Genomic DNA, 16327 nt, shown 5'->3' on the forward strand with positions numbered 1-16327 from the left:
CGGCAAGCGGGTCCGTCGGGGGCAACCCCAAAACGCCTTTTGCCGCGAGAAAGCTCAGTCGCGTTCGAAGTGCTTGGGGCTGGGCCGTTTCTTCAGCCGCCGCTGCAGGGTGCGGCGATGAATGCCGAGAGCGTCGGCGGCCCGGGAGATATTGCCCTGGTGGGCGTCAAGAACCCGTTGAATGTGCTCCCATTCCAGCCGTTGCAGCGAAGGGGGCGCGTCGGGCAGCGCCTCCAGGTCGCCGGGATCCCGGGCCAGGGCGTCGAGAATGTCGTTGGCGTCGGCGGGTTTGGTCAGGTAATTGCGGGCGCCCCGGCGGGTGGCGGCGACGGCGGCGGCGATGCTGCCGTAGCCGGTCAGAACGATTACCCGGCACTCCGGGAATCGCGCCAGCAGGGGCGCGATCAGATCAAGGCCGTTGTCCGCGCCCAGGTTCTGATCGAGCACCGCCGCGTCCAGGGCGGGCAGGGTGGCGAGCAGCCGCCGGGCGGCTGCCAGGTCCGTGGCCCAGTGCACCTGGCAGCCGTGGCGGGCCAGGGCGCGCTGGGTCTGGCGGCCGAGGATGTCGTCGTCTTCCAGCAGCAGCAGGGACGCGGGCACGGTCATGGGCCGGTCTCCGGAGTGGCCATTGGTGTCGGCGTTTTCCATTCGATGCGAGCCTGGCTCCACTGGTGGTGGAAGTCCAGCCGCAGGGTGGCGCCCAGCGCCTCCAGGGTGGCCTCCACCAGGGCCAGGCCCACGCCCAGACCTTCCCGGTCGGTGGGGCCCTGCTGGCGCGGTCCGTCGTCGCTGACCTGCAGCACCTGCCGGCCGCCGTGGTCGTCCAGGCGCACCACCAGCCGTTCGGCGCCGGCGTCGATGGCGTTGTAGCCCAGGTTCGCCAGCACCCGGAACCAGTCCGGCGCCGGCGCCAGGGCGCGCCCCGGGTCGCCCTCCACGGTCAGCGTCAGGGTCGGCTGCAGGTGCCGCAGATGCAGGCGCAGCCGCTCGCACAGGGTGCCGTAATCGCAGCGCGGCGGCAGTTCCGGGTCGGGCCGGCGCAGCCGGTCGGCGACCCGCCGGGCCAGGGCGCCGATCTGGATGAGGTCCTCGCGGGTGGCGTCCGGCAGGCCCGGCTCCTGGAGCGCGTTGTCGGCCAGCATCACCAGGCTGCTCAGCGGCGTGTTCAGCTCATGGGCCTGGTGCGCCAGGGTGGCGGCCACCTGATACAGCCGCTCCCGGCGGCCGGCCAGTTCCAGCAGCCGTTCCTGCTGGCGCTGCTGGTCGCGACTGAGCGTCTGGATCACCTGACCGAGCAGGGTGAGCACCCCGGCCAGGGCCACGAACACCACGCTCATGCCGAGGCCGTGGGTGGGGCTGAGCTCCCGGCTCAACGCATGCAGGGTGGAATGCGGATCCGGCGCGCTGTGCCACAGGCCCACCAGCAGATAACCGGCCAGGGTCAGCGCCAGCAGCCCCCAGGCGCCCCGGGGCGGCTGGGTCAGGGCGGCCAGCAGCAGCGGCACCAATAAATAGAAGGACAGCGGATTGGCGGCGCCGCCCAGCTGCTGCACCACGATCAGCACCGCCAACAGGTCCAGCGCCAGCTCCACGCCCAGCAGGGCGCGCTGCCGCGACGGGCGGGCATTGAGCGAGCACACCGCCACCAGGCTCGGCACCAGCAAGGCGGCCAGCCCGAACAGCACATTGGGCGGCGGCAGCAGTTCCGGGGAAACGCGGCGCAGGGTCAACAGGGCCAGCGCCAGGCTCAGCACCAGCAGGCTGCGCAGAGCGATCAGGCGGCGGCGCCAGACGCGATGGACGTTGGGGAGGGCGGTCATGGGGGGAGATTGTAGCGCGCCGTGGCGGGGAGGGATGCGGCGTTTTGTCGCAGGCCGGCGGAGCGGGGCCGCCGGCCGCGGGAGCGCGGATCAACCGCCGGCGCGTTCCAGAATCGCCACGAACGGCTCACTCTTGCCGTGGCCCCGCACGATCTCGAGCAGCGTGCGGCCTTCCGGGTCGGTGGCCCGGACGTCCCGGCCCTGTTCCTGGAAGAACGCCACGAAGCGCTCGAAGTCCTCGGCGCGCAGGGCGCGGTAGGCCTTGAGCAGCACGTGGAAATCCGCGTTCTCGCCGTCCTCCGGCGGGAAGTCCAGAAACACCTTGATCTGTTCGTCGGTCATCGGTTCGCCGATGACTTTTTGTTTGTCCTTGCGTTCAGCCATGGAAATGCCTTTGCTGCAGCCTGCGGGTCGGGCGCCGATTATAGGGGCGGCGGCGGTGGAATGACACCGGCTGGCGTGGCGGGCGGGAAACGGGGCAGGGCGAGAAGGGAGGGCAAGGCCGGAACGTGGCGCCGGATCGGATGGGGCGCTCCGGGCCGGCGCGGGGCCGGCCCGGGGGCCGGATTACTGCGCCATGTCCTTGAGCTTCTTGAGCGGACGGACCTTGACCACGGTACGCGCCGGCTTGGCGGCGAAAGTGGTCTCCGCGCCGGTGAAGGGGTTGATGCCCTTGCGTGCCTTGGTGGCGGGTTTCTTCTGGGTCACCGCCTTGAACAGGCCCGGCAGGGTGAACTGGCCGGCGCCACGCTTCTTCAGGTGACCTTCCATGATGTCGGTCAGCTCGTCGAAGACGGCGTTGACGTCTTTCTTGGTGAGGCCGGTGGTTTCGCTGATCTGGGTGATGATCTGGGACTTGGTCATCGGGTCGGTGATGGTCTTGACCTTGCGCGTGGCGGGTGCCGCTGCGGCTTTCTTCGCCGTCGCCTTTTTCTTTGCAGCCATAGGATCGCTTACCCCTTTGGTAGTACTCGTGGTTGGTGACTCGTAGTGGTCATTTCGGTGCGCATCCAGTTATATGCCAAGCAAAACCCGGGTACAAGGCGTGCAGCCCCTATTTTTTGTGTGTTTCGGCACGAATTGAGGTTTGCGCACGGGGTTAGCAGGGCCAACCGTGAATCGCTATACTAGCCGCCTTTTCAGCCACCCCCCGACGACGCGCCGGGGTGGTCTCTTCGGATACAACGACGGACAGTGGAAATGCGTAGCCATTATTGCGGTGATTTGCGGGCCTCCCACGACGGGGAAACGGTACGGCTGTGCGGTTGGGTGCACCGCCGCCGCGACCACGGCGGGGTGATCTTCCTGGACGTGCGCGACCGCACCGGCCTGGTGCAGGTGGTGTTCGATCCGGACACCGAGGACGCGTTCGCCCTGGCCGACAAAGTGCGCGGCGAGTACGTGCTGCAGCTGGAAGGCCGCGTGCGCCTGCGCGACGAGGCGGTCCGCAACCCGCGCATGGCCACCGGCGACATCGAGGTGCTGGGCAAGAGCGTGACCATCCTCAACGAGGCCCAGACCCCGCCGTTCGAGCTGGACGAGTACTCCGCCGCCGGCGAGGAAGTGCGCCTCAAGTACCGCTATCTGGATCTGCGCCGTCCGGAGGCGCTGAAGCGCTTCCAGTTCCGCTCGCGGCTGACCCACGCGGTGCGCGCCCATCTGGAAGGCCAGGGCTTCATGGACGTGGAAACGCCGATCCTGACCCGCGCCACCCCGGAAGGCGCCCGCGATTATCTGGTGCCCAGCCGCACCCACGCCGGCAGCTTCTTCGCGCTGCCCCAGTCGCCGCAGCTGTTCAAGCAGCTGCTGATGGTGGCCGGCTTCGACCGCTACTACCAGATCGCCAAGTGTTTCCGTGACGAGGACCTGCGCGCCGACCGCCAGCCGGAGTTCACCCAGATCGACCTGGAAGCCTCCTTCGTGGAGGAAGACGACATCATGGCGATCACCGAGGCGATGGTGAAAAGCGTGTTCAAGGACATGCTCGAGGTGGACCTGCCGGAATTCCCGCGCATGACCTACGAAGAGGCCATGCGCCGCTACGGCTCCGACAAGCCGGACCTGCGCGTGCCCCTGGAACTGATCGACGTCGCCGACCTGATGGACGGCGTGGAGTTCAAGGTGTTCGCCGGCCCGGCCAAGGACCCCAAAGGCCGGGTGGTGGCCATGAACGTGCCCGGCGGCGGTGACCTGAGCCGCAAGGAAATCGACGAGTACACCAAGTTCGTCGGCATCTACGGCGCCAAGGGTCTGGCCTACATCAAGGTCAACGACCTGGCCGCCGGCGCCGAGGGCCTGCAGTCGCCGATCCTCAAGTTCCTCACCGAGGAAGCGATCCAGGGCATCCTGGCGCGCACCGGCGCCGCCGACGGCGATCTGATCTTCTTCGGCGCCGACAAGGCCAAGATCGTCAACGAGGCGATCGGCGCCCTGCGCGTCAAGGTCGGCCACGAGCGCGGCCTGGCCAAGGGTGACTGGGCGCCGCTGTGGGTGGTGGACTTCCCCATGTTCGAGGAGGAAGACGGCCGCTACTACGCGCTGCACCATCCGTTCACCATGCCCAAGTGCGACCCGGAAGAACTGAAGAGCAACCCGGAAGGGGCGCTGTCCCGGGCTTACGATATGGTGCTCAACGGCACCGAGCTGGGCGGCGGCTCGATCCGTATCCACCGTCCGGAGATGCAGCGGGTGGTGTTCGAGGCCCTGGGCATCGGCGACCAGGAAGCGGAGGAGAAATTCGGCTTCCTGCTGGACGGCCTGAAATACGGCGCGCCGCCCCACGGTGGTTTGGCCTTTGGCCTGGACCGCATGGTGATGCTGATGACCGGCGGCGACTCGATCCGTGACGTGATCGCCTTCCCGAAAACCCAGACCGCCGCCTGCCTGATGACCGACGCCCCGTCGCCGGTGGATAATCAGCAGCTTCGGGAAGTGGGTATTCAGGTTCGCAAAGACGATAAATAAAGGAACGGCAACATGGCAGGTCATAGTAAATGGGCCAATATCAAGCACCGTAAGGCGGCCCAGGACGCCAAGCGGGGCAAGATCTTCACCAAGCTGATCCGCGAGATCACCGTGGCCGCCCGCATGGGCGGCGCCGAGATCAACGACAACCCGCGTCTGCGCGCGGCGGTCGACAAGGCGCTCAGCAACAACATGACCAAGGACACCATCGACCGGGCCATCAAACGGGGCGCCGGCGGCGACGACAGCGCCAACATGGAAGAGATCACCTACGAAGGCTACGGCAAGAACGGCGTGGCGGTGCTGGTGGAAACCATGACCGACAACGTCAACCGGACCGTCTCCGAGGTGCGTCACGCCTTCTCCAAATTCGGTGGCAACCTGGGCACCAGTGGCTCGGTGGCCTTCCTGTTCACCAAGCGCGGTGAACTGTTCTTCGAGCCCGGCGTGGACGAGGAAAAACTGATGGAAGCGGCCCTGGAAGCCGGCGCCGAGGACGTGGAAGAGAACGAGGACGGCAGTTACCTGGTGATCACCGCCCCGGACCGCAGCTTCGGTGACGTGGCGGACGCCCTCAAGGCGGCGGGTCTGGAAGCCGCCGACGCGGAGGTGACCATGCACCCGTCCACCCGCGCCGACCTGGACGCCGACACCGCCGAGACGGTGAGCAAGATGATCGACCTGCTGGAAGACCTGGACGACGTGCAGAACGTCTACACCAACGCCAACTGGCCGGACGACGAATAACCCTCGCTCCTACTGGACATAAGAACAGCAGGCAGGTTAGATAGACCTGCCTTTTTTATATATAGGCCTCAGGCGCGCTATGACCATTCTGATGGGCATCGACCCCGGTTCCCGGCACACCGGCTATGGTGTGATCCGCCATGTGGGCAACCGCAGCACGGTGGTGGACTTCGGCACCATCAGCACCCGGGGCACCGAGATGGCGCCCCGGCTGGGCGAGATCTTCGCCGGCCTGCGCGAGGTGATCGCCCTGCACCGGCCCGACGAGGTCGGCATCGAAAAGGTGTTTCTGGCCCGCAATCCGGATTCCGCCCTCAAACTCGGCCAGGCCCGGGGCGCCGCCCTCACCGCGGTGGTGCAGGGCGGCGTGCCGGTGTTCGAGTATTCCGCCCGCCAGGTCAAGCAGGCGGTGGTGGGGCGCGGTGGCGCCGAGAAGAGTCAGGTGGCGGAAATGGTGCGTCATCTGTTGAAACTGGAAAAACGGCCGCAGGCGGACGCCGCCGACGCCCTGGCGATCGCCCTTTGCCACGCGCACATGCGCGTGACGCTGGCGCGCCTGGGCGGCGCCTCCGCGGTGCGGCGAGGACGGGTACGATGATCGGACAACTGAAAGGCACCCTGCTCGACAAGCGCCCGCCCCAGCTGCTGCTCGACGTGGGCGGCGTCGGCTACGAGGTGGAAGCGCCGATGACGGTGTTCTATGACCTGCCGGAGACCGGCGGCGAGCTGCTGCTGCACACCCATTTCGTGGTGCGCGAGGACGCCCAGCTGCTGTTCGGCTTCGCCAGCCGCTATGAACGGGAGCTGTTCCGCAGCCTGATCAAGGTCAACGGGGTGGGCCCGAAGATGGCCCTGGCGATTCTGTCCGGCATCGAGGCGGACCGCCTGGCCGCCTGCATCCGCGACCAGGACACCACTTCCCTGGTGAAGGTGCCCGGCATCGGCAAGAAGACCGCCGAGCGGCTGGTGATCGAGATGTCGGACCGGCTCGACAAGCTGGACGGCGCCCCGGCGACGCTGCCCGGCCGGGTGGCCCTGGACACCGCCCCGGACGCCCGCGCCGACGCGCTGGCGGCGCTGGAGTCGCTGGGCTACCGCAATAAGGAAGCGGCCGCCGCCGTGGCGCGGGCCGCCGAACAGGGCGACGACAGCAGCGAGGAGCTGATTCGCCGCGCCCTGCGAACTCTGGCAAGGTAAGCGTCCATGGACAACGAGCGTCTGATCACCGCCGGCGCGGCGGACCCGCGTGAGGAACAGCAGGACCGCGCCATCCGGCCGGCCAGCCTGGCGGACTACCACGGCCAGCCGAAGGTGCGCGAGCGCCTGGAAATCTTTATCGACGCCGCCCGTGGTCGCCGCGAGGCGCTCGATCACACTCTGATCTTCGGCCCGCCGGGTCTCGGCAAGACCACCCTGGCGCACATCATCGCCCGGGAAATGGGTTCCGAGCTGAAGTCCACCTCCGGCCCGGTGCTGGAAAAGGCCGGCGACCTGGCCGCCATCCTCACCAACCTGGAGGAGGGCGACGTGCTGTTCGTGGACGAGATCCACCGCCTGTCCCCGGTGGTGGAGGAGATCCTCTATCCGGCCATGGAGGATTACCAGCTCGACATCATGATCGGCGAGGGCCCCGCCGCCCGTTCCATCAAACTGGATCTGCCGCCGTTCACCCTGGTCGGCGCCACCACCCGCGCCGGTCTGCTCACCGCCCCCCTGCGGGACCGCTTCGGCATTGTCCAGCGCCTGGAGTTCTACGGCGTGGAAGACCTGTCCGGCATCGTCACCCGGTCCTGCGGCATTCTTTCCATCCCCATCGACGAGGACGGCGCCCGGGAAGTGGCGCGCCGCGCCCGGGGCACCCCGCGCATCGCCAACCGGCTGCTGCGCCGGGTGCGCGACTACGCCCAGGTGAAAAGCGACGGCCGCATCAGCGGTCCGGTGGCGGAACGGGCCCTGGACATGCTGGAAGTGGACAGCCACGGCCTGGACGGCACCGACCGGCGCCTGCTCAACCTGATGATGCACAAGTTCGACGGCGGGCCGGTGGGGCTGGATTCCCTGGCGGCGGCGCTGAACGAGGACGCCGGCACCCTGGAAGAAGTGGTGGAGCCGTACCTGATCCAGCAGGGTTTCATCCAGCGCACCCCGCGCGGGCGCCTGGTCACCAACCACGCCTGGCGGCATTTCGGCCTGTCCAGCCCGGCCCGCGACGACGATTTGTTTAAATGAGTGAAAAATCTTCTCGAACTTCGGATTTTGCCCTACCGGTCCGCGTCTACATCGAAGACACTGACGCCGGTGGCATCGTCTACTACGTGAACTATTTGAAGTTCATGGAAAGGGCGAGAACCGAATACTTGCGTTCGCTGGGCTATCAGCATTACGGCCTGGCGGAAGAGAATTACCAGTTCGTCGTGCACTCCTGCCAGGTCCGCTACCGCAAGCCCGGCCGGATCGACGACGACCTGCGGGTAAGCGCCCGTCTGACGCACCTGGGCCGCGCCACCCTGATGTTCGCGCAACAAGTGACCCGGGACGGGGAACTTTTGTGCGAAGCGGAGATCAAGGTGGCCTGTGTCAGCGCCGACGGGATCAAACCGACGGCTTTGCCGGCGCCTTTGTATGCAACGTTCAAGGCTCAAGTCGAGGAGTTGGGGTAAATGGATGAAACGTCGTCCAGTATGTCGATCCTGTCGCTGGTCACCAATGCGGGGCCGGTGGTTCAGGTGGTCATGCTGGTGCTGCTGCTGGCATCGCTGATTTCCTGGTACATGATCGTCAACCGCTACCGCGTGCTGGGCCGTGCCCGTCGCGCGGACAAGGCGTTCGAGGAAAAATTCTGGTCCGGCGAAGACCTCTCCAGCCTTTATAACCAGGTGCGCAAGAAGCCCAACCCGGATTCCGCCAGCGAGGCCGTGTTCCGTTCCGGTTTCCAGGAGTTCGTGCGGCTCTCCAAGTCCACCCGCGGCCCGGACGCCATCATGGAAGGCGCCCAGCGCGCCATGCGCGTGGCCCTGCAGCGGGAGCAGTCACGCCTCACCAAGCATCTGCCGTTCCTGGCCACGGTGGGTTCCACCAGCCCCTATATCGGCCTGTTCGGCACCGTCTGGGGCATCATGAATTCATTCCGGGCCCTGGCCAACGTGACCCAGGCCACCCTCAGCGTGGTGGCCCCGGGCATCGCCGAGGCGCTGGTGGCCACCGCCATGGGCCTGTTCGCGGCGATTCCCGCGGTGATGGCCTACAACCGTTTCGCGGCCCAGTCCGAGTCGCTGTTGGGCGACTGCGAGGTGTTCGCCGAGGAGTTCTCCTCGGTGCTGCACCGCCAGGCCCACGGCCGCGACGCCTGAGCCCCGGAGACGTGCCATGAGTGGTGTACGAGTTCGCAAGCCGCGCAAGATGATGGCCGACATCAATGTGGTGCCCTACATCGACGTGATGCTGGTGCTGCTGGTGATCTTCATGGCCACCGCGCCGATGATGACCCAGGGGGTGTCCGTGGACCTGCCCCAGGCGGACAGCGCGCCGATCCTCAACAACGACGAACCGGTGATGATCACGGTGCGCGCCGACGGCAGCTACCACATCAACGTGGGCGAGGACGGCGGCCGCACCGCCTCCAGCCTGGACACCGTCAAGGGTCATGTGCTCACCATCCGCAAGCAGAAACCCAAGACCCTGTTCCTGGTGGAAGGTGACCAGAACGTGCCCTATGGCAAGGTGGTGGTGCTGATGTCCGAGCTGCAGCGGGCCGGGGTGACCAACGTGGGTCTGGTCACGGAGCCGCCGGGGCGTTCATGAGCGATCGCGGGGTTGCCGCCGGCTTCTCGGCGCTGTTGCACCTGGTGGTGCTGGGCCTGATGGTCTTTACCTGGTCCTCGGACCCGGAGCTGCGCCGTCCGCCGGAGATTCCCCCCCACGTGATGGCCACCGTCATGGAGGAGACCCGCCGCGCCCCGGACGCCAACACCTCGCCGGCGCGGGAGGAGAAGGACCAGAAAGCGGCCCCGGTAAAGGCGCCGGAACCGAAGCCCGAGCCCAAACCGGAGCCGAAACCGGAGCCCAAGCCAAAACCGAAACCCAAGCCGGAGCCGAAGCCCGAACCCAAGCCGAAGCCCCAGCCGAAGCCGGAACCCAAACCGAAACCGGAACCCAAGCCCGAGCCGAAGCCCGAGCCCAAACCGGAACCGAAAAAGACGGAGCCGAAAAAAGCCGAGCCCGAAAAGCCGAAGCCGGAGAAAGCCAAGCCGGCGCCGGAGTTCGAGCAGCCCAGCATGGAAGAGTTGATGGCGGAGGAAGAGCTGGAAATGGCGCGCAAGAAGCGCGACCAGGTGGCCGAGAACCCGGGCTCCGGCCCGGCGGACAGTGAGGTGACCGAGGAAACCGCCAGCTACGAGGACGCCATCCGCAATGCCATTTCCCAGCGCTGGCGGATCCCCGGTAACTACCGCAACCGCAACGACCTGAGCGTGCAGGTGCGGATCCAGGTGATTCCCGGCGGCGAGGTGGTCAATGTGCAGGTGGCCAAGTCCAGCGGCTACCCGAACTTCGACGATTCGCTGGTCAACGCCGTGCAACTGGCCAGCCCGTTGCCGGTGCCGGATGGCAAACAGTTTGAACAGTTCCGTACTTTCGTGATCGTTTTCAGTCCCAGGGATGTGCAATGATGCGAATTATCAACGTCCGATCCGTCGCCCGCGCCGCCGCCGTCATGGCTCTGACCATGCTGGCGCTCGGTGCCCGGGCCGAATTGATGATCCAGATCACCGAGGGCCGCGTGGACGCGGTGCCCATCGCGGTGGTGCCTTTCGCCGGGGCCGCCGACGCCCCGGAAAACATTTCCGATATCGTGCGCGCCGACCTGCACCGCAGCGGCCAGTTCAAAACCCTGGAGCCCGGCGACATGCTCAGCCGGCCGACCAGCGCCGACCAGCTCAGTTTCCGGGACTTCCGCGTTCTCAATCAGGAGTACGTGGTGGTCGGCAGCATGCAGAAAACCGATTCCGGCGCCTACGAGGTGCGCTACGGGCTGTACGACGTGGCCCGCGAGAAGCAGCTGATCACCGAGAGCTACCGGCCGCCGGCGTCGCAACTGCGCGACGTGGCCCATGCCATCTCCGACCGTATCTACGAGGAGCTCACCGGCATCCAGGGCGCGTTTTCCACCAAGATCCTGTACGTGACCTTCAACCGGGGCACCCAGAATCCCTACCAGCTTCAATACGCCGACGCCGACGGCGCCCGGGTACGCACCATCGTGCGCAGCCGCGAGCCGATCATGAGCCCGTCCTGGTCGCCGGACGGCTCCAAGATCGCCTATGTGTCGTTCGAGAAGGACGGCCTGCCGAAGATCTACGTGCACGACCTGGCCAGCGCCCAGCGCCGGGTGGTGGCCCAGTACAAAGGCATCAACGGCGCGCCGGCCTGGTCCCCGGACGGCCAGCGGCTGGCGGTGACCCTGTCCAAGGGTGGCAATCCGGACATCTACAGCCTGGACCTGAACAGCGGTGCCCTGGAACAGCTCACCGACCACTACGGCATCGACACCGAGCCGCGCTGGATGCCGGACGGGGAACACCTGGTGTTCACCTCCAGCCGCTCCGGCGGGCCGCAGATCTACGAGCTCGACATCAATGACAAATCCACCCGCCGGGTGTCGTTCGAGGGGGCCTACAACGCCCGCCCGGACGTGACTCCCGACGGTCGGTATCTGGTTTATGTGCACCGACGGAACGGCTCGTTCCATGTCGGTGTGCAGGACCTCCAGCGCGGTACGTTCGATATCGTCACAAAGACCGATATGGATGAATCGCCCAGTGTTGCGCCCAATGGAAGTATGATAATTTACGGGACGCAATACCGGGGTACGGGGGTCCTGCAAGCCGTGTCCATCGACGGGAGAGTGAAGGTGGAGCTTCCGTCGAAGGAAGGGGAAGTCAGGGAACCGGCCTGGTCGCCGTTCCTCTGAACGGATCTCAGAGTTCCAATACAGGAAATCAATAGGAGTTTTCGTATGCGTTCGTTCATTAATCCGTTTCTTGCCGTGATTCTTGCTGGTCTGCTGGCGGCGTGTTCCAGCACCCCCACCGAGGAAGATACTTCTTCCACGGACACCATGGGTCAGAACACCCAGACCACGCCGACCACTCCGGTCGAGCGTCCCAAGCCGTCCAAGCCGGAAACCAGCTCCATTCCGCTGACCGCGGAAAACTTCCATAACCATCCGTCCAACTACGACGGCACCACCGACACCCGGGTGATCTACTTCGCCTTCGACAGCAACACCGTACCGGCGGCCGCGTTCGAAACCCTGCGCGCCCACGCCAAGTACCTGAAGGAAAACCCGAACGCCAAGGTGCGTCTGGAAGGTCACGCTGACGAGCGCGGCACCCGCGAATACAACGTGGCTCTGTCCGAGCGTCGTTCCGAAGCCGTTCAGAAGTTCCTGCGCGTGCAGGGCGTGAGCGCTTCCCAGCTGGAAACCGTCGCTTACGGCGAAGAGAAGCCCGCCGCTTTCGGTCACACCGAAATGGACTGGGCGAAAAACCGTCGCGTGGTACTGAACTACACCGCCGGCCGTCCGTAACCGATGATGAGCTTCAAGCAGGTATTCAAACACGCCACCCTGGCGTTCCTGCTTGCCGGCCCGGCGGTCTGCGCCCAGGCGCAGTCCACCGGGCCCCTGGTCGTGGAGGAGCGTGGCTCCTCCGGCGACCGGGGTTCGGCGAACCCCGCCACCGCCGGCCAGGGCGGTGACGAGGGCCTCTACGTGCTGATGCAGCAGATCGAGCAGTACCAGCAGCAGATCCAGAACCTGCAAGGGCAGGTGGAGGAATTGCGCCACGAGCTGGACCGCCTCAAGGCCGCCGAACGCGAGCGCTACCTGGACCTGGATACCCGTATCAACGCTTTGGTCGATCAGACCAAGAACGCACCTCAAACCGACGCCGAAGCCGGCGACGACGGTGGCAAGAACAGCGCCCCCGCCGACCCGGAAGCGGATCGCGCCGCCTATACCGCGGCCCGTGGCAAGCTGCTCGAACGGGATTTCGACGCCGCCGCCACCGCCTTCGAAAACTATCTCAAGGATTTCCCGCAGGGGCAGTTCCGTGCCCATGCGCATTTCTGGCTGGGCGAGGTTTACAGCAACCAGAAGACGCCCCAGCTGGACAAGGCCCGCCAGCAGTTCCAGACCGTGGTGGACGAGTACCCCAACCACAGTCGCGCGCCGACCAGCCTGTACAAGCTGGCCAGCCTGCAGGCCCAGGCCGGCAACACCTCGGAAGCCAAGGTCACCCTGCACAAGCTGATCAAGCAGTTCCCGGACGCCTCCGAAGCGGAGATGGCCCAGGCCATGCTCAAGCAGCTCAACGGCGGCTGACCGCCGTACCCCTGGCCGCCCCCGGCCACCTTCCCGGGGGCGACCGCACCGGGTAGAATCCCCGGCCCAGTCCCCAAGCCCGGAATCACCGTGGAACTGCGCGTCACCGAAATTTTCCATTCCCTGCAGGGCGAAGCCCGCACCGTGGGCCGTCCCACCGTCTTCGTACGTCTGACCGGCTGCCCCCAGCGCTGCGTCTGGTGCGACACCGAATACGCCTTTCAGGGCGGCGAGAAGCGCTCCCTGGACGATATTCTCGACCAGGTGGCCGGCCACGGCGCCCACTACGTCACCGTCACCGGCGGCGAGCCCCTGGCCCAGCCCAACTGCCTGCCGCTGCTCACCGCGCTCTGTGATCGGGGCCACGAGGTGAGCCTGGAAACCGGCGGCGCCATGGACATCGCGCCGGTGGACGAGCGCGTCTCCGTGGTCATGGACCTGAAGGCGCCCGGCTCCGGCGAGCAACACAACAACCGGCTGGACAACATCCCGCACCTGCGCCCCCACCACCAGGTGAAGTTCGTGCTCGCCGACCGGCGGGACTATGATTGGGCACGCTTCATGCTGGACCAGCACCAACTGGCGGCGCGCGTCTCCGACGTGCTGTTCTCGCCGGTGCACGGCCAGCTGAGCGGCGCCGACCTGGCCGACTGGATCGTCGCCGACCGCCTGCCGGTGCGCTTCCAGCTGCAACTGCACAAACTGCTCTGGAACGACGCCCGCGGCCGTTGAGCCGCTTGACGCGCCTGCACAGCCAAACAGGAGAATCGCCATGAACACCGCCGTGGTGCTGCTTTCCGGTGGCCTGGACTCGGCCACCTGCCTGGCCATTGCCCGCCACCAGGGCTATCGCTGCCACACCATCGCCTTCGACTACGGCCAGCGCACCCGCTCGGAGCTGGACGCCGCCGCCCGGGTCTCCAGGACGCTGGGCGCCGAATCCCACCGGGTCATCGAACTGGGCCTGGGCAGCATCGGCGGCTCGGCGCTCACCGATCACGCCATCGAGGTGCCGGAGGAGGGCGGCGAGGGCATTCCGGTGACCTATGTGCCCGCCCGCAATACCGTGTTCCTGTCCCTGGCCCTGGGCCTGGCCGAGGTGGTGGACGCCAGTGCCATCTATATTGGCGTCAACGCGGTGGACTACTCCGGCTACCCGGACTGCCGGCCCGAGTTCATCGACGCCTTCCAGACCCTGGCGGGGCTGGCCACCAAGGCCGGCGTGGAGGGCCACCCCATCGAGATCGCCACGCCCCTGATGCACCTCTCCAAGGCCGACATCATCCGCCGGGGCACCGAACTGGGCCTGGACTACGGCCTCACCGTGTCCTGCTACCAGGCCGACGCCGACGGCCGCGCCTGCGGTCGCTGCGACAGCTGCCGCCTGCGCCGCCAGGGCTTCGAGGAGGCATTGATCAAAGATCCAACGATCTATCAGTGATCCGGCCCCGATCGAGAAAAAATTCCGCCTCAACCCTTGTCATCCGGAAATAAATCCGTATTATTTGCGCCTCGTTCGACGGGTCGTTAGCTCAGTTGGTAGAGCAGTTGGCTTTTAACCAATTGGTCGATGGTTCGAGCCCATCACGACCCACCAAACCCCGAAAAAGCCCGCCTCCGGCGGGCTTTTTTCGTTGGCGGCCCGCGCGGGTTCAGCGCCCGAGCCGCTCCCCGGCCTCCCTGCCGCATCATCCTTATCGGCACCCTCCATCGCACCCCCTCCACCGCACCCTCCATCGCACCCCCTCGGCGCACCATGCCACCGCACGCCGCCCCGTTTTGGCGCAGCCCTCCCGGCCCTTCGCCGCCTGATGGCGGGCCAGGGCCCGTTTCGGGGGCTGGCATGGAACTTGAATAACCTCTGTGGAGTTCATGATTCGCGGGGCCGGCCGACGCAGGCCGGTCCCGCCCACAAGTTGCGGGTAAACGAGCAAAGGCGCTCACCACGGGAACGTGGTGGGCGCTTTTTTTTGCCGATCGCAAAAAGCTCATTGATAGGAGGAAACCATGCGCAAGGCCCGTTTTTGCAAACGCTTCGCCCCTGGCCGGTGGCTGACCCGGCTGGCGGTGGTGAGTCTGACGGTGCTGAGCAGCGCCGGCCTGTCCGCCGCCGAGCCCGCCATCGGCTGGCCGGAGAAGCCTCAGTTGACGCTGGGTTTCATCAAGCTCACCGACATGGCGCCGTTGGCGGTGGCCTACGAGAAAGGGTTTTTCGAGGACGAAGGGCTTTATGTCTCGCTGAAGGCCCAGGCCAATTGGAAGGTGCTTCTCGACGGGGTCATCGATGGGCGGCTCGACGGCGCCCACATGCTCGCCGGCCAGCCGCTGGCCGCCACCATCGGCTATGGCACCAAGGCGCCGATCATCACCGCGTTCAGCATGGATCTGAACGGCAACGGCATCACCGTGGCCAATTCGGTGTGGGCGGAGATGAAGAAGAACACCGAGCACCGGGACGGCAAGCCGGTGCATCCGATCAGCGCCGGGGCCCTGAAGCCGGTGGTGAAGGCGTACCGGGACCGGGGCGAGCCGTTCAAGATGGGCATGGTGTTCCCGGTCTCCACGCACAATTACGAGCTGCGCTACTGGCTCGCCGCCGGTGGCATCCACCCGGGGTTCTACGCGCCCGCCAAAGGCGACACCTCCGGTCAGCTTCAGGCCGAGGTGCTGCTGTCGGTGACGCCGCCCCCGCAAATGCCGGCCACCCTGGAGGCCGGCACCATCCACGGCTATTGCGTGGGCGAACCCTGGAACCAGCAGGCGGTGTTCAAGGGCGTGGGCGTGCCGGTGATCACCGATTACGAAATCTGGAAAAACAATCCGGAAAAAGTGTTCGGCGTCAGCGAAGCCTGGGCCCGTCAGTACCCCAACACCCATGCCCGTCTGATCAAGGCGCTGATCCGCGCCGCCAAGTGGCTGGACGAGAACGACAACGCCAACCGTCCCGAGGCGGTCCGGATCCTCGCCAAAAGCGAATACGTGGGCGCCGACGAGGCGGTGATCGCCAATTCCATGACCGGCACTTTTGAATACGAAAAAGGGGACGAGCGGCCGATCCCGGATTTCAACGTGTTCTTCCGCCACAACGCCACCTACCCCTACTACTCCGACGCCATCTGGTATCTCACCCAGATGCGGCGCTGGGGCCAGATCCCGGAGCAAAAGGACGATGACTGGTACCGGGAGACGGCGCGCCGGGTGTACCGCCCGGACATCTATGCGGTGGCCGCCCGGGCGTTGATCGAGGAAGGCCGGATGCAGGCCTCGGACTTCCCGGATTTCGACCGCGAGGACGGGTTCAAGCCGCCCCAGTCCGGCTTCATCGACGGCATCACCTACGACGGCCGTCACCCCAATGCCTATCTCGAACAATTCCCCATCGGTCTGAAAGCCGACCAGCGCCTGTAGCGCGGCG

The 16327-nt window shown here is 66.2% G+C and carries 19 protein-coding genes and 1 tRNA gene; 16 read left to right on the forward strand and 4 right to left on the reverse strand.

Features of this window, described 5'->3' with window-relative positions:
* Window positions 1-54: 54 nt before the first annotated feature.
* The 4 genes from IM760_RS10795 to IM760_RS10810 form a co-directional block, all read right to left on the reverse strand.
* A complete protein-coding gene (locus IM760_RS10795; protein WP_204429094.1) occupies window positions 55-606 on the reverse strand; it encodes a response regulator transcription factor in 552 nt (183 codons plus the stop codon).
* Window positions 603-1820 carry a sensor histidine kinase gene (locus tag IM760_RS10800; RefSeq protein WP_204429095.1) on the reverse strand — a complete coding sequence of 406 codons (1218 nt, stop codon included), beginning with the start codon at window positions 1818-1820 and terminating at the stop codon, window positions 603-605. The genes IM760_RS10795 and IM760_RS10800 overlap by 4 nt, the downstream gene beginning before the upstream one ends.
* A gap of 90 nt (window positions 1821-1910) precedes the next feature.
* On the reverse strand, window positions 1911-2204 hold the full coding sequence (locus IM760_RS10805) for a PA4642 family protein (RefSeq protein ID WP_204429096.1): 294 nt from the start codon (window positions 2202-2204) through the stop codon (window positions 1911-1913).
* A gap of 183 nt (window positions 2205-2387) precedes the next feature.
* Window positions 2388-2765: an HU family DNA-binding protein gene (locus IM760_RS10810; RefSeq protein WP_204429097.1), complete on the reverse strand. Its 378-nt coding sequence runs from the start codon at window positions 2763-2765 to the stop codon at window positions 2388-2390.
* Between the two features lie 255 nt (window positions 2766-3020).
* On the opposite strand from IM760_RS10810, the gene aspS reads away from it, so the two are divergent.
* The 16 genes from aspS to IM760_RS10890 all read left to right on the forward strand — a co-directional run bounded on the left by aspS (window position 3021) and on the right by IM760_RS10890 (window position 16320).
* A complete protein-coding gene (gene aspS / locus IM760_RS10815; protein WP_204429098.1) occupies window positions 3021-4784 on the forward strand; it encodes an aspartate--tRNA ligase in 1764 nt (587 codons plus the stop codon).
* 12 nt (window positions 4785-4796) lie between these two features.
* Window positions 4797-5531 (forward strand): YebC/PmpR family DNA-binding transcriptional regulator, encoded by a 735-nt coding sequence (locus tag IM760_RS10820; protein ID WP_204429099.1) that lies wholly within the window; start codon window positions 4797-4799, stop codon window positions 5529-5531.
* 79 nt (window positions 5532-5610) lie between these two features.
* The gene (ruvC, locus tag IM760_RS10825) at window positions 5611-6129 is read left to right on the forward strand and encodes a crossover junction endodeoxyribonuclease RuvC (RefSeq protein WP_204429101.1); all 519 of its coding nucleotides are present in this window, start codon (window positions 5611-5613) and stop codon (window positions 6127-6129) included.
* Complete coding sequence (gene ruvA / locus IM760_RS10830; protein WP_204429103.1) at window positions 6126-6728, forward strand: Holliday junction branch migration protein RuvA; 603 nt, start codon at window positions 6126-6128, stop codon at window positions 6726-6728. The genes ruvC and ruvA overlap by 4 nt, the downstream gene beginning before the upstream one ends.
* A gap of 6 nt (window positions 6729-6734) precedes the next feature.
* Complete coding sequence (gene ruvB, locus IM760_RS10835) at window positions 6735-7760, forward strand: Holliday junction branch migration DNA helicase RuvB (RefSeq protein ID WP_204429107.1); 1026 nt, start codon at window positions 6735-6737, stop codon at window positions 7758-7760.
* Window positions 7757-8191: a tol-pal system-associated acyl-CoA thioesterase gene (ybgC, locus tag IM760_RS10840; RefSeq protein ID WP_204429109.1), complete on the forward strand. Its 435-nt coding sequence runs from the start codon at window positions 7757-7759 to the stop codon at window positions 8189-8191. The genes ruvB and ybgC overlap by 4 nt, the downstream gene beginning before the upstream one ends.
* The gene (gene tolQ, locus IM760_RS10845; protein WP_204429110.1) at window positions 8192-8881 is read left to right on the forward strand and encodes a protein TolQ; all 690 of its coding nucleotides are present in this window, start codon (window positions 8192-8194) and stop codon (window positions 8879-8881) included. It begins immediately after the preceding gene.
* A 16-nt stretch (window positions 8882-8897) separates the two neighbouring features.
* Window positions 8898-9332, forward strand: coding sequence for a protein TolR (gene tolR, locus IM760_RS10850; protein WP_204429111.1), 435 nt, complete (start codon window positions 8898-8900; stop codon window positions 9330-9332).
* Window positions 9329-10198, forward strand: coding sequence for a cell envelope integrity protein TolA (gene tolA / locus IM760_RS10855; protein ID WP_204429112.1), 870 nt, complete (start codon window positions 9329-9331; stop codon window positions 10196-10198). The genes tolR and tolA overlap by 4 nt, the downstream gene beginning before the upstream one ends.
* Window positions 10198-11499, forward strand: a complete 1302-nt coding sequence (gene tolB, locus IM760_RS10860; RefSeq protein WP_204429277.1) for a Tol-Pal system beta propeller repeat protein TolB — start codon at window positions 10198-10200, stop codon at window positions 11497-11499. The genes tolA and tolB overlap by 1 nt, the downstream gene beginning before the upstream one ends.
* A gap of 45 nt (window positions 11500-11544) precedes the next feature.
* Window positions 11545-12117, forward strand: coding sequence for a peptidoglycan-associated lipoprotein Pal (gene pal / locus IM760_RS10865; protein ID WP_204429113.1), 573 nt, complete (start codon window positions 11545-11547; stop codon window positions 12115-12117).
* Between the two features lie 6 nt (window positions 12118-12123).
* Window positions 12124-12912 (forward strand): tol-pal system protein YbgF, encoded by a 789-nt coding sequence (ybgF, locus tag IM760_RS10870; RefSeq protein WP_204429114.1) that lies wholly within the window; start codon window positions 12124-12126, stop codon window positions 12910-12912.
* 90 nt (window positions 12913-13002) lie between these two features.
* Window positions 13003-13644, forward strand: coding sequence for a 7-carboxy-7-deazaguanine synthase QueE (queE, locus tag IM760_RS10875; RefSeq protein WP_420838124.1), 642 nt, complete (start codon window positions 13003-13005; stop codon window positions 13642-13644).
* A gap of 40 nt (window positions 13645-13684) precedes the next feature.
* Entirely contained in the window at window positions 13685-14353 is a 669-nt protein-coding gene (queC, locus tag IM760_RS10880) for a 7-cyano-7-deazaguanine synthase QueC (protein ID WP_204429119.1), read from the forward strand.
* A gap of 80 nt (window positions 14354-14433) precedes the next feature.
* Window positions 14434-14509 (forward strand) — tRNA-Lys (locus tag IM760_RS10885).
* Window positions 14510-14919: 410 nt separating this feature from the next.
* Window positions 14920-16320, forward strand: coding sequence for a CmpA/NrtA family ABC transporter substrate-binding protein (locus IM760_RS10890; protein ID WP_204429121.1), 1401 nt, complete (start codon window positions 14920-14922; stop codon window positions 16318-16320).
* The last annotated feature ends 7 nt before the right edge of the window (window positions 16321-16327 follow it).

It is taken from the genome of Alloalcanivorax marinus (assembly GCF_016906305.1).
Classification (GTDB): Bacteria; Pseudomonadota; Gammaproteobacteria; order Pseudomonadales; family Alcanivoracaceae; genus Alloalcanivorax; species Alloalcanivorax marinus.

Coding starts and splice junctions, on each gene's coding strand:
- IM760_RS10795 (WP_204429094.1), bottom strand. CDS start 606: ATGACCGTGCCCGCGTCCCTGCTGCTGCTGGAAGACGACGACATCCTC.
- IM760_RS10800 (WP_204429095.1), bottom strand. CDS start 1,820: ATGACCGCCCTCCCCAACGTCCATCGCGTCTGGCGCCGCCGCCTGATC.
- IM760_RS10805 (WP_204429096.1), bottom strand. CDS start 2,204: ATGGCTGAACGCAAGGACAAACAAAAAGTCATCGGCGAACCGATGACC.
- IM760_RS10810 (WP_204429097.1), bottom strand. CDS start 2,765: ATGGCTGCAAAGAAAAAGGCGACGGCGAAGAAAGCCGCAGCGGCACCC.
- aspS (WP_204429098.1), top strand. CDS start 3,021: ATGCGTAGCCATTATTGCGGTGATTTGCGGGCCTCCCACGACGGGGAA.
- IM760_RS10820 (WP_204429099.1), top strand. CDS start 4,797: ATGGCAGGTCATAGTAAATGGGCCAATATCAAGCACCGTAAGGCGGCC.
- ruvC (WP_204429101.1), top strand. CDS start 5,611: ATGACCATTCTGATGGGCATCGACCCCGGTTCCCGGCACACCGGCTAT.
- ruvA (WP_204429103.1), top strand. CDS start 6,126: ATGATCGGACAACTGAAAGGCACCCTGCTCGACAAGCGCCCGCCCCAG.
- ruvB (WP_204429107.1), top strand. CDS start 6,735: ATGGACAACGAGCGTCTGATCACCGCCGGCGCGGCGGACCCGCGTGAG.
- ybgC (WP_204429109.1), top strand. CDS start 7,757: ATGAGTGAAAAATCTTCTCGAACTTCGGATTTTGCCCTACCGGTCCGC.
- tolQ (WP_204429110.1), top strand. CDS start 8,192: ATGGATGAAACGTCGTCCAGTATGTCGATCCTGTCGCTGGTCACCAAT.
- tolR (WP_204429111.1), top strand. CDS start 8,898: ATGAGTGGTGTACGAGTTCGCAAGCCGCGCAAGATGATGGCCGACATC.
- tolA (WP_204429112.1), top strand. CDS start 9,329: ATGAGCGATCGCGGGGTTGCCGCCGGCTTCTCGGCGCTGTTGCACCTG.
- tolB (WP_204429277.1), top strand. CDS start 10,198: ATGCGAATTATCAACGTCCGATCCGTCGCCCGCGCCGCCGCCGTCATG.
- pal (WP_204429113.1), top strand. CDS start 11,545: ATGCGTTCGTTCATTAATCCGTTTCTTGCCGTGATTCTTGCTGGTCTG.
- ybgF (WP_204429114.1), top strand. CDS start 12,124: ATGAGCTTCAAGCAGGTATTCAAACACGCCACCCTGGCGTTCCTGCTT.
- queC (WP_204429119.1), top strand. CDS start 13,685: ATGAACACCGCCGTGGTGCTGCTTTCCGGTGGCCTGGACTCGGCCACC.
- IM760_RS10890 (WP_204429121.1), top strand. CDS start 14,920: ATGCGCAAGGCCCGTTTTTGCAAACGCTTCGCCCCTGGCCGGTGGCTG.